Raw genomic sequence first — 12,411 nt, forward strand, 5'->3', positions numbered from 1 at the left:
GCAGGAGAAGACATGCAGACCCAGCGTTGGCAGGAACTGCGCCGTTTGTTCGATGCGGTCTGCGATCTGCCGGCGTCGCGCTGGCGCGATGAGTTGCGCGCGCTCAGCGACGACGATGCGCTGATCGAGGAAGCGCTGCAATTGCTGGGCGCGCAGACCGAGGACTTCGGCCAGGTCGCGCGGCCGTTGGGCGAGTTGATCGCGCAGCGCCCGGACAGCGAACTGCAGCCCGGCGACCGCCTCGGCGATTGGCTGCTGGGCGAGCGCCTGGCCAGCGGCGGCATGGGCACGGTGTTCACCGCCGAACGCGCCGACGGCCTGTTCCGGCAACAGGTGGCGATCAAACTGTTGCGCAGCAACGGGCTGAATCAACAGGCGTTCGCCGAACGGCTGGCGGCGGAGCGGCAGTTGCTGGCCGAGTTGCAGCATCCCAACATCGCCCGGCTTTACGACGGCGGCACCACCCCGAGCGGGCAGCCGTATCTGGTGATGGAGTACGTGCCGGGCCGGCCGCTGGACGAATACTGCGAACTACGCTCGCCCGATCTGCACCGGCGTCTGTATCTGTTCCAGCGCATTTGCGCCGCGGTGCAGAGCGCGCATCAACGGCTGATCGTGCATTGCGACCTCAAGCCCGGCAACGTGCTGGTGCTCGACGACGGCGAACCGATGCTGCTGGATTTCGGCATCGCCCAGGTGCTGGACCGGCAACAGGGCGACGGCGAGCGCGGCAACGCCTTCTGCACGCCGGCTTATGCCAGTCCGGAACTGCTCGGCGGCGCGCGCGTCAGCGTGGTCAGCGACGTATTCGCCCTCGGCGTGCTGCTGACCGAATTGCTGGCCTGCCGCGCGCTCGGCCGCGGCCTGGCCGAACGCGACACGCCGGTGCCGTTGCCCAGCGTGCTGGCCGGGCCGGAATGCGGATGGCGGCGGCAATTGCGCGGCGACCTCGACGCGATCGCCGCGCGCGCTTGCGACCTGGATCCGCGCAAACGCTATTCCTCGGTCGAAGCGCTGTCGCAGGACATCGGCCGGCATCTGGCCTGGCGCACGGTGAGCGCGCGCCCGCAAACCTGGAGTTACCGATTCGGCCGCTACCTGCGCCGGCATTGGCGCGAGGCCGCGGCGACCGCGACGGTGCTGTTGCTGGCCGGCGGCTTCGTCTGGCGGGTCACCGCCGAGCGCGCGCGCGCCGAACGCGAGGCGGCGGTCGCCGAGCAGGTCAGCGAATTCCTGGTGTCGGCGTTCGATGCGGCCGACCCGCGCATGCGCGGTGCGCGCGCGAGCGAGGACATCAGCGCGCGCCAGGTGCTCGACGCGTCGGCGGCGAAGATCGGCCAGGGCTTGAACGATACCCCGGCGATCCGCGCGCGTCTGCGCGCGGTGCTGGGCCGCGCCTATCGCAACCTGGGCCAGCCGCAGCGCGCCGAAGCGCTGCTGGCGCAGGCCGCGCGCGAATTTCTCGATCCGGCGGTGGCGCGCCCGGACCAGGCCGCGCAGGCCTTGGCCGAGCTGTCGCTTTCGCTCAGCGATCGGCAATACGGCGCGCAGGCGGTGGCGGCGGCGCGGCAGGCCTTGGCCTTGCGTCAGGACGGCGGCGATCCACGCGCCTTGGCCGATGCTTACGACACCCTGGGTCTGGCCCAGGTCGCCGACAGCCATTACGCGGACGCCGAAGTCTCGTTCCGCAGTTCGCAGGATCTGCGTCGCAAGCACGCGATGAGCCAGTCGCCGCAACAGCGCGCGCAGATGCTGGGCAACCTGGGTCAGTTGTACCGCCGTCGCGGCGAACTCAAGCGCGCCGAGGCGGCGTATCGCGAGGCCCTGGATCTGGCCCGGCGCAATGGCGCGCACACGGTCGCCGCGCAGGTGCATCAGTTCTATCTGGCCAAGGTCCTGTACGGCCAGGGGCGGGTGGAGGAAACGCGCCGGGAATTGGTCGACAACCTGGCGTTGGCGCGCGATCTGTACGGCGAGCAGAGCGACATGGTCGCCAATATTCATGTCGACATCGCCGACGCGGCGCAGGATCTGGGCGACTACCGTCAGGCCGGCGAACATTACCGGGTGGCGCTGGCGATCATGAGCAAAGTCGCTGGCGCGCGCAGCCTGGATTACGCGCGCGTGCTCAACAACTACGCGCTGCTGGTCGATGAGCGCGGCGATCTGATCCAAGCCGAATCGTTGTTGCGCGAAGCCCTGTCGATTCGGCGCGCGCATTTGGACACTGAAGAACGCCGGGTCTTGCGGGTGGAAAGCAGTTTGGGCCGGATGCTCGCTCGCGCTGGGCGCGGCGAGGAAGCGCGGCCGCTGATCGAGCGGGCGCTGACTGTTTGGCGGCAGCGCTACGGCGACGACCGCGCTGGCGTGTTGCGCGCGGCGCTGGCGCGGATCGAATGGTTGCTCAGCGTCGAACGCTTGGACGAAGCGGCCGCGGACCTGCAGGCGCTGGATGTCGGTCGCGGCGAGTACAACGCGTTTGTGCTCGCGCGCATTCCCGCGTTGCGGGCGGAACTGGCGCAGCGCCGCGGCGATTGGCCGCGCGCGCGCAGCGGCTGGGCCGAGGTGGTCGCGGCCAGCGCGCGCGCCAATGGCGCGCAGCAGATCATGACCGCCAAGGCGCGGGTGCCTTACGCGGAGGTGTTGCTGGCCGAGGGGGATACGGCCGCGGCGGTCGAGCAAACGCGGCTGGCGGCGGCGGTGTTGCGGCGCGAGTTGCATCGCGATTCGGAATTGCTGCGGCGATTGGATGCGTTGGAGTCGGGTAAGGCGCGGGTGGCGGTGCGCTGAGTCGCTGGCGGTTTTGCTCGTCATCCCCGCGAAGGCGGGGGCCATGGGCTTATCGCGAGATGGCGCCGAAGTCACTGGATTCCCGCGTTCGCGGGAATGGCGGTAGGAAAGTACGTGACTACTGCTTTTGCTCGTCATCCCCGCGAAGGCGGGGATCCAGGGCTTTATCGCGACATGGCTCTGAAGTCTCTGGATTCCCGCCTTCGCGGGAATGACGAGCCAAGGCGAAGGGCTCTTGTGCAAGAGCCAACGCAACCGCAATCGCGGTCGTAGTCGAAACCACAACCACAACCACAACCACAACGAAAAACGCCGCCCTCGCGGGCGGCGTTTTAGTTCGTGCGTTTGCCAGAATTACTCGATCGCCTGCACATCGACCAAGCGCAACCCCTTGATCGCATACTTCTCGGACGACTGGAACAAGCTCTGCCAGCTCTTAACCGCTTCCAGCGCATGGCCGCCGGACCCGGCGCGGTACACGCCGACGTAATTCCGCACACCCGCTTCCACGTAAGTATCGACGTCGATCAAACGATAACCGTCGTCCGACAATTCATCCCACTTGGCGGTGAACCCGCTCCACGAGGTCGAACGCCACAACGCGGTGGCATCGGTGCCGGCGCGGTACACGCCGACGTACTGGCGCTGGCCGTTGCCGATGTCGAAGCTCTCCATGTCGATCAGGCGCAGGCCCAGGTCCTTGGCGATCTCGCGCTGATTGGCGAAGGCCGAGAACCCGGTGTGGCTCCACAGGCCGGCGTTGCCGGTGCCGGGACGGAACACGCCGACGTAGTGGCGGGTGCTGCCGCTGAGGTAAGTGGTCAGGTCGACCAGACGCTGGCCGTCGTCGCTGAGTTCCTTCCACACCGCGGTGAAGTTGTCCCAGCTGTCGGCGTTGTACAACGCGCCGGCGCCGGTGCCGCGCTTGTACACGCCGACGAAGTGGCGGTCGCCGTTTTCGACGTAGGTGTCGATGTTCTCCAGGCGGAAACCATCGGCGACCAACTCGGCGCGCTTCTGGGTGAAGCTGGTCCAGCTGGGCTTGTTGACCCGCACTTCGATCTCATTGCTCGCGCGCCACACGCCGATGAAGGTCTTCTCGTCCTTCTCGGCCACGTCGAACGGATACGCCGCGCTGCTTGGATAAATCATGCTGTAAGGATGCGGCGCGGAGTGGTTGCTGAGCTGGGTCCAGTCGGTCGGGTCCATGTTGTTGGCGCTGGCCATGGCATGGGCTTCGGTGCGGGTGATGCTCTGGATCTGCGCGAAGGTCATCGGCCGCGGACGCACCGAGTTGCCTTCGCACGAGCCCGGCGAGGTTTCCTGGCTGACGTGCACATGCACGTGCGGGCCGCTGGATTGGCCGGTGTAGCCGACCTTGCCCAGGTACTGGCCCTGGGTGATGGTCGCGCCCGGGACCAGCAGTTCGGCCGGGATCGAGCCGGGCTGCATGTGCGCGTACAGCGCGACTTCGTTGCCGCTCTTGATCTTGAGGAAGTTGCCGCCGGCCGAATACTGGCCGGTGCTCGGCGCGATCGGCTCGGGTTCGATTTCCTTCGACACGCGCGGATAGTTCTTCCACTCCGGCAGGTCGTTGAGCGCTTCGCAGACGATGCCGTCGGCCATCGCGTACAGCGGCAGGCCGTAGGCGCGCTGGCCCTCGGGCTTGGTCGAATCGGCGCCGGGGCGCTTGGAATCCCAGGAATCGCCGTCCCAACCGGTCACGCTGGTGTCCAGGCCGAAGGCCTGGCTGCCGCCGACGTGGTTGCTCGAGGTCTGCCAGGCTTCGTTCGGACGCAGGTCGCTGGCGCGGCCGGGGTAGCGCAGCGGGCCGTTGTCGTTGGTGCTGGTCGACAGCGGCAGGTTCTTGATCACCGGGTTGCGATAGCCCTGCAGATACACCGCCACCTTGACCGTGGTCGGGTAAGGCGCGCTGATGATGATCGGGAACGAGGACGGCACCTTGGGCGCGTCCGGATCGGGATTGTCGTAGTCGCAATTGCAGTTCTGGAACGCGATCTGGGTGCCCGGGGCGATCTCGGCCGGGGTCAGGTAGTTGGAGGCGAGCTGATCGAGGATTTCGACCTTGGTGACCTTCAGCGGCACGGTGTCGTTGTTGCGCAGCGCCATCCGCAGCGAGACGCGGCCTTGCTTGGCGCCGCCGACCTGGGCCGGGCCGATCGCTTCGAACACGACCTTGCCGTCCTTGATCGGATTGACCACGTCGATGCTCAGGGCCTGAGCATTGGCGCCGCCGGCGACGCACAAAGCCAGCGCGGCCGGCAGGGCGCGCAGAAGGAAAGAAGAGGACTGGGTTTTCATGGTGGACTCCATAGGCATGATTGGAAAATCACGCGGTCGCAGAGGGACGGGCCCTCAACTCGGTCGGGGTCGGGTGAGTTCCGACGCCTCCGTGGCTGGGTCTGTCCCGGCGAACCCGGGCGTGACCACGCCGCGCTTAATCCAACAAACCGGGGAAGGGCGGCCGGACCCATCAACGAATTTTGATTTTTTTTTCGGGCCGGCCCGGAAGGCGGCAAAATGGCCGTCCCAGCGGGCGTCCAGCGAGGCCGCCCGCGGCCGGAAACGCAGCCGGGACGGGGCTTCAGCCTGAATTGGCCGGGGCCGCGCCCACCGGCCGCCGCCCCGGCTCCGATATCTCCGCCCACGCCGCTGCCAACGCGGCCGTGAGTGGTTACAATTGAAACCATCGCGCCGCGGCGCCCCCAGCACTCACCCATCGAGGCCCGGATGAAACTTGGATCCCTGAAGGAAGGCGGCCGCGACGGCACGCTGATCGTCGTCTCGCGCGACCTGACCCGTGCCGTGCGCGCCACCGGCATCGCCGAGACCCTGCAGCGCGCGCTGGAGGATTGGTCCAACACCGCGCCGCGCTTGAACGCGCTGTCGGACGATCTCAACGAAGGCAAGGCCGACGGCGCCTTCGACGTCGACTTCGCCGCGCTGGCCGCGCCGCTGCCGCGCGCTTACGAATTCGTCGACGGCAGCGCCTACCTGCCGCACGTCGAGCGGGTGCGCCGCGCCCGCGGCGCCGAGGTGCCGGAAAGCTTCTACACCGACCCGCTGATGTATCAGGCGGTCAGCGCCGGCTTCTACGGCCCGCGCGATCCGGTGCGGGTGGTCAGCGAGGACTACGGCATCGACCTGGAGGCCGAGGTGGTGATCGTGACCGACGACGTGCCGATGGCGGCGACGCCCGAGGACGCGGCCGCGCACATCCAGCTGATCGGCCTGGTCAACGACGTTTCGCTGCGCAATCTGATTCCCAACGAACTGGCCAAGGGCTTCGGCTTCCTCCAGTCCAAGCCGCGCTCGGCCCTGAGCCCGGTGTTCGTCACCCCCGATGAGCTCGGCCCGGCCTGGATCGACAGCAAGGTCCACCGCCCGTTGCTGACCCACATCAACGGCGAGTGGTTCGGCGCGCCGGAAGCGGGCATCGACATGCAGTTCAACTTCGCCCAATTGGTCGCCCATGCGGCCAAGACCCGGCCGCTGTCGGCGGGCACCATCGTCGGCTCGGGCACCGTCGCCAACGAAGACACTTCGCTGGGCGCGTCGTGCTTCGCCGAGAAGCGCACGGTGGAAACGCTGGAGCTGGGCAAGCCGCAAACCCCGTTCATGAAGTTCGGCGACACCGTGCGCATCGAGATGCTCGATGCCGCCGGCGCGAGCATCTTCGGCGCGATCGAACAGCGCATGGAGCGTCCGGCGAACTGATCCTCGCCGCGCGCGTCGCGGCCTCGGGCGAATTCCGCCTGACGGCCGCTGGCGCGGGACGAATGGCCATGCGCGCCGCCGTCACCCCGGCTATGGTGCGCTGCCACGGGATACATGCGTGGAAACGCGGATTCAGTCGCATCGCGGGCGGCGCGTTCGACCCCGTTGCGGCCGATTCCTCGTTACTCTCCACTCGTTCCTACGCCAAGGTGTTCCGGTGAGCGATCAATTGCGTCTGTATTCCTATTGGCGTTCCAGCGCGTCCTACCGGGTGCGCATCGGCCTCAACCTCAAGGGCCTGGACTACGAAATCGTCCCGGTGCACCTGGTCCGAAACGGCGGCGAACAGCACGATCCGGCCTACCGCGCGCTCAATCCGCTCGGGCTGGTGCCGGTGCTGCAGCACGGTCAGCGCACCCTGAGCCAGTCGATCGCGATCCTGGAATACCTCGACGAAACCTGGCCGCGGCCGAACCTGCTGCCGGTCACCGCGCGCGACCGCCATCGCGTGCGCGCGATCGCCCAGACCGTCGCCTGCGAAATCCATCCGCTCAACAATCTGCGCGTGCTGCAGTACCTGGACGGTACCTGGAACGTGCCCCAGCCCGAGCGCGACGGTTGGGTCAAGCACTGGATCGTCGAAGGCTTCACCGCGGTCGAGGCGATGCTGGCCGACGATCCGTCCACCGGCACCTACTGCGAAGGCGATATTCCCGGCCTGGCCGATTGCTGCCTGATCCCGCAGCTGTACAACGCACGCCGCTTCGGCGTGCCGCTGGAAGCGTTCCCGACCATCCTGCGGATCGAAGAAGCGTGTCTGGCCTTGCCCGAATTCGACAAGGCGCGGCCGGAGAATCAGCCGGACCGCCCGCCCGGGTAGTTGGGGCGAGAAGCGAGCGCAGAGAAGTGAGGAGTGAGTAAAAGCGTTACGCGATGACCGAAGGCCGCGTGCTTGCTTTTGCTCACTCCTCACTCCTCCACACTCACTCCTAGCTTCAATGCGCCGCAGTCGCGTCGTACATGTCCGCATACGGATCGTGCTCGCCGGTGCCGCCCTCGGACAAGCGGAACTTCAGCGCCAGGCCGTCGCGCGAGTCGGCCGCCTTGAGCGCCTCCTCCATCTCGATCCGGCCTTCCTTGTACAGGCGGAACAGGCACTGGTCGAACGACTCCATGCCGTCTTCCAGCGATTCTTCCATCGCCTGCTTGATCTCGTGGACCTGGCCGCGGCGCATCAGATCGCGCACGTGCGGGGTGTTGATGAGGATTTCCGCGGCCGGCAGCCGGCGCCCGTCGACGCCGATCACCAGGCGCTGGGAAATCACCGCCTTGAGGTTCAGCGCCAGATTCATCAGCACGTTCTTGTGCGCGGCCTCGGGGAAGAAGTTGAGGATGCGCTCCAGGGTCTGGTCGGCGTTGTTGGAGTGCAGCGTGGCCAGGCACAGGTGGCCGGTTTCGGCGAAGGCGATCGCCGCTTCCATGGTGGTCGCGTCGAGGATTTCGCCGATCAGGATCACGTCGGGCGCTTCGCGCATCGCGTTCTTGAGCGCGTTGTGGAAGGCGTGGGTGTCCAGGCCGACCTCGCGCTGGTTGACGATCGACTTCTTGTGCTTGTGCAGGTACTCGATCGGATCTTCGATGGTGAGGATGTGGCCGGCGGTGTTGCTGTTGCGGTGATCGATCATCGAGGCCAGCGTGGTCGACTTGCCCGAGCCGGTGGAGCCGACGATCAGCACCAGGCCGCGCGGGGCCATGATGATGTTCTTGAGCACCTGCGGCAGCTGCAGTTCTTCGATGCTGGGGATGATGCTGCGGATGGCGCGGATCACCATGCCGACTTCGCCGCGCTGCTTGAACACGTTGATGCGGAAGCGGCCGGCGTCGGGCAGGGCCAGCGCCATGTTCAGCTCGAGGTCACGCTCGAACAGCGGCACCTGGCCCTCGTCCATCAGCGAATAGGCGATCTTTTTGACCATGCCCGGAGGCAGGCCGGTGTTGCCGAGCGGGTACAGACGGCCTTCGACCTTGATGTACACCGGCGCGCCGGTCGTCAAGAACATGTCCGACGCGTTCTTTTCCGTCATCAGCTTCAGGAAATAGCCGATGTCCATGCATTCATACCCCTTGTTGACGGCGCGCGCCGTTGCAAGCACGCTGCCGGCTTGACCACAATGTCCGTGCGTCATCCCTTCCGCACAGCGCTCCCCTAATGCCCACAAGCTTCGCACAAATTCGTTTGCCGCTGCTGGCCGCAGTTCTCGCTTCCGGGCTGGCCGGCTGCGCCTCCACGCCTCCGCCGACCGGCGAGCTGTCCTCCGCCCAGCAGGCGGTCATGCGCGCCGACGACGCCGACGCCGACCAATACGCGCCGCAGGACCTGGGCGCGGCGCGGCGCGCGCTCAGCGCCGCCCAGAGCGCGCTGTCGCAGGGCAAGGACGAGGACGCTCGGCGTTTGGCGCTCACTGCCGCGGCCGAGGCCGATCTGGCCTATGCGCGCAGCAAAGAGGCGCTGACCAATGCCGAACTCAATCAGCGCCGGGCGGAAATCGCCGAGTTGCGCCGCCGCCTGTCCAACGGAGGTGGCCAATGAGCGCGCGCCTGTTTTCGCTGCGTCTGGCCGCCGCCGGCGCATTGTCGCTGGTCTGCCTGAGCGCGCTGGCCGCGCCGGCGGACGATCCGGACGTCGCCCGTCTGGTCCAGCGCGTCAACGCCATCGAGGCCAGCCCCGAGGCGGCCCAGTACGGCAATTACGAACGCTTGAAAGCGCGCCAGGCCATCGATGGGGTGCGCAACGCGCGCAGCCGCGACCGCGCCTGGGCGCTGCAGATCGCCGATCGCCGGGTCGAGACCGCCGAAATTGTGACGCGCAGCCAACTTGCGCAACGCGAAGTCGACCGTCTGGACCGTGAGCGCAGCGATTTGCTGGTCGAAGCCAGCCGCCGCGACGCCGACCGCGCGCGCGCCGAGGCCGAGCGCCTGCGGGTGCAGGCGCAGATCCAGGCCGAAGAGGCCGAGCGTCTGCGCTTGGCGGCCGAGCAGGAAACCCAGGCGCGGCAGCAGGCCGAGGGCTTGCTCGACAACGTCGCCGGCCAGCAGGCCGCCAAGCTGCGCGCCGCGCGCGAACGCGATGCCGAACTGGCGCGCAAGGAAGCCGAATTGATGGGCCTGACCGGCGAAACCCCGAAGCCGGCGCCCAAGCCCAAGCCGAAAAAGAAGTGATCCCACCGCGCCGGGCCGCAGTCCCGGCCGATGCAACGAGCCGGCTGGTCCGGCTCGTTTCGTTTTCGCGGGTTGGCCGGGGGCCAAACCGTCATTCCGGCAAAGGCCCGCGTCTCCCCCAGACCGTCATTCCGGCGAAAGCCGGAATCCATTTTGACTTTGCTCCGGCCCGCGGCAATCGCCGCCGCCCGGCACGCAGCCGCGACTTCGAAGCAGTCATCCGCACCCCCGCCCCAAGCATCGATCCGGCGATCGGCGAAGCCCGTTTTCCCGCGCTCAGCCGACGAACGGCCAGCCGCTGCAAAGCCTCATTGCAATGGGCGAGCGCAGATCCGCCCAGGCGACAAAACCCCTTCATTGAATTCAATTAAATCAATAATTTGTGCCGAATCTGGCAGCCCGCCGCGCAATCATGGCCGCCACCTGAAAACGCTTGCGCAGCGGCCTTGCCGGATCGGGAACACAAGAGTAGGGTCAGTTATCCGGGCGCTTCACAAACGCTCGGCGAAGAGCCAGGCCGATGACGCAAACGCCCCTTCCGCAGGACCCCGCCGCCGCACACAAAGGTGCGGTCGGGTTGCGTGAAGCCGGCGCCGCGCCGCGCTTGACCCACCATCTCACGCTCCCCCGCAACGCCCTGGTCCCGCGACCGGGGCGTTTGCATTCGTGCTGAAGGAGGCTTTCATGTTCGAAGAACGACCGCAGCCTGAAATCGACGCGCTCATCAAGAGCAACCCGGAGTTCAAGCAGCTTTATCAGCGCCATAAGGATCTGGACAAAAAGGTCATGGATGCCGAGCTCGGCGTATTGCCGATCGACGACACCACCCTGGGACAGATGAAGCGCGAAAAGCTGGCTGCGAAAGATCGCCTGACCCAGCTCTACGATCAGCAACACTGAAGCAGGCAGCGCCCACGCCAACGCCATCGATGCACCCAGCCCGCGCCGCCGGCAGGCGACGGTGGGCCCGGGCGGAACCGGCGCGATGCCGGTTCCGCCGGCCGGAACCGCTACGGTTCGCGGCCACGACAGGCAACACGGAATTTCGCTAGCCCGGCCGCGACAATGCCGGGCGCGAAGGAGCCGGACCCGCCCGCGGTCCGGATCCACGATCAGCGCGGGCGGCGGCTGCCATCCTCGTCGGCCGCCGCCGCCCGCGGCTACCACCTCCCGATCCGTCCGCCGCGTGCTGCCGCGGTTCGCGTCAGGCCGCGCCGGGCGCCGCCGGCCACGGGCTCGCGGCTAGAATGGTCCGATTCGCCGCACGGTAGCGGCTAGCAGGAGCCGCATGGCCATTCACTCCTCCGTACTCGAACTCATCGGCAACACCCCGATCGTCAAGGCCCAGCGCCTGGACACCGGCGTATGCGAGCTCTACCTCAAACTCGAATCGCAGAACCCCGGCGGTTCGATCAAGGACCGCATCGGTCTGTCGATGATCGAGGCGGCCGAAAAGGCCGGCAGGATCAAGCCCGGCGACACCCTGGTGGAAGGCACTGCCGGCAACACCGGCATCGGCCTGGCCCTGGTCGCCCAGCAGAAGGGCTACAAGCTGCTGCTGGTGGTGCCCGACAAGATGAGCCGCGAGAAGATCTTCAACCTCAAGGCGATGGGCGCGCAGGTGGTGCTGACCCGTTCGGACGTGGCCAAGGGCCATCCGGATTACTACCAGGACCTGGCCGAGCGCATCGCCAAGCAAACGCCCGGCGCCTACTTCATCAACCAGTTCGGCAACCCCGACAACCCGGCCGCGCACGAGTTCGGCACCGGCCCGGAAATCCTCGAACAGATGGGCGGCCAGCTCGACGCGATCGTGTTCGGCTGCGGCAGCTCCGGCACCATGACCGGCCTGTCGCGCGCCTTCGCCAAGTTGTCGCCGGACACCGCCTTGATCCTGGCCGACCCGGTCGGCTCGATCCTGGAGGAATACATCAACCGCGGCACCTTGTCGGACAAGTCGGCCAGCTGGATGGTCGAAGGCATCGGCGAGGACTTCCTGCCGCCGATCTCCGACTTCACCCGGGTCAAGAAGGCCTACGCGATCAACGACAAGGAAAGCTTCCTCACCGCACGCGAGCTGCTGGAAAAAGAGGGCATTCTCGGCGGCTCCTCGACCGGCACCCTGCTGGCCGCGGCGCTGAAGTACTGCCGCGAACAGACCGAGCCGAAGAAGGTGCTGGTGTTCGTCTGCGACACCGGCAACAAGTACTTGTCGAAGATGTACAACGACTACTGGATGCTCGACAACGGCTTCATCCAGCGCGAGCAGCACGGCGATCTGCGCGACCTGATCCTGCGTCCGTACTCGCGGCGCGACACCGTGGTGGTGGGGCCGAACGATCTGCTGGTCACCGCCTATCAGCGCATGAAGCTGTACGACGTGTCCCAGCTGCCGGTGATGGACGGCGAACACATCGTCGGCATCGTCGACGAAAGCGACGTCCTGCTGCACGTGTACGGCGACGAATCGCGCTTCCGCGATCCGGTCTCGACCGCGATGGTCAGCAAGCTCGACAAGATCCCGGTGTCGGACCCGATCGAATCGCTGCTGCCGGTGTTCGACCGCGGCCATGTCGCCATCGTGGTCGACGGCGACAAGTTCCTCGGCCTGATCACCCGCATCGACTTGCTCAACTTCCTGCGCCGCCGGGTGCAGTAAGCCCG

At 66.9% G+C, this 12,411-nt stretch carries 9 protein-coding genes; 7 read left to right on the forward strand and 2 right to left on the reverse strand.

The genetic code is table 11. The annotated features are described in order from the left end of the window. The first annotated feature begins 12 nt into the window (after positions 1 to 12). Positions 13 to 2,790 carry a protein kinase domain-containing protein gene (locus tag V7787_RS30350; RefSeq protein WP_336091080.1) on the forward strand — a complete coding sequence of 926 codons (2,778 nt, stop codon included), beginning with the start codon at positions 13 to 15 and terminating at the stop codon, positions 2,788 to 2,790. Positions 2,791 to 3,144: 354 nt separating this feature from the next. Here the strand turns inward: V7787_RS30350 and V7787_RS30355 are convergent, their stop codons facing one another. Next, entirely contained in the window at positions 3,145 to 5,112 is a 1,968-nt protein-coding gene (locus tag V7787_RS30355; RefSeq protein WP_336091081.1) for a peptidoglycan DD-metalloendopeptidase family protein, read from the reverse strand. Positions 5,113 to 5,541: 429 nt separating this feature from the next. Between V7787_RS30355 and V7787_RS30360 the strand changes: the two genes are divergently transcribed. Further along, positions 5,542 to 6,528: a fumarylacetoacetate hydrolase family protein gene (locus tag V7787_RS30360; RefSeq protein WP_336091082.1), complete on the forward strand. Its 987-nt coding sequence runs from the start codon at positions 5,542 to 5,544 to the stop codon at positions 6,526 to 6,528. Positions 6,529 to 6,745: 217 nt separating this feature from the next. After that, positions 6,746 to 7,408 (forward strand): maleylacetoacetate isomerase, encoded by a 663-nt coding sequence (gene maiA / locus V7787_RS30365; RefSeq protein ID WP_336091084.1) that lies wholly within the window; start codon positions 6,746 to 6,748, stop codon positions 7,406 to 7,408. Positions 7,409 to 7,523: 115 nt separating this feature from the next. Here the strand turns inward: maiA and V7787_RS30370 are convergent, their stop codons facing one another. Further along, a complete protein-coding gene (locus V7787_RS30370; protein ID WP_336091085.1) occupies positions 7,524 to 8,639 on the reverse strand; it encodes a PilT/PilU family type 4a pilus ATPase in 1,116 nt (371 codons plus the stop codon). Positions 8,640 to 8,737: 98 nt separating this feature from the next. On the opposite strand from V7787_RS30370, the gene V7787_RS30375 reads away from it, so the two are divergent. The 4 genes from V7787_RS30375 to V7787_RS30390 all read left to right on the forward strand — a co-directional run bounded on the left by V7787_RS30375 (position 8,738) and on the right by V7787_RS30390 (position 12,406). Then, positions 8,738 to 9,118: a DUF4398 domain-containing protein gene (locus V7787_RS30375; protein ID WP_336091086.1), complete on the forward strand. Its 381-nt coding sequence runs from the start codon at positions 8,738 to 8,740 to the stop codon at positions 9,116 to 9,118. Next, complete coding sequence (locus V7787_RS30380) at positions 9,115 to 9,747, forward strand: hypothetical protein (RefSeq protein ID WP_336091087.1); 633 nt, start codon at positions 9,115 to 9,117, stop codon at positions 9,745 to 9,747. The genes V7787_RS30375 and V7787_RS30380 overlap by 4 nt, the downstream gene beginning before the upstream one ends. Positions 9,748 to 10,431: 684 nt before the next feature. Then, positions 10,432 to 10,647 carry a YdcH family protein gene (locus V7787_RS30385; protein ID WP_336091088.1) on the forward strand — a complete coding sequence of 72 codons (216 nt, stop codon included), beginning with the start codon at positions 10,432 to 10,434 and terminating at the stop codon, positions 10,645 to 10,647. A gap of 388 nt (positions 10,648 to 11,035) precedes the next feature. Next, positions 11,036 to 12,406 (forward strand): pyridoxal-phosphate dependent enzyme, encoded by a 1,371-nt coding sequence (locus V7787_RS30390; protein WP_336091089.1) that lies wholly within the window; start codon positions 11,036 to 11,038, stop codon positions 12,404 to 12,406. The last annotated feature ends 5 nt before the right edge of the window (positions 12,407 to 12,411 follow it).

It is taken from the genome of Pseudomonas sp. CGJS7, assembly GCF_036961695.1.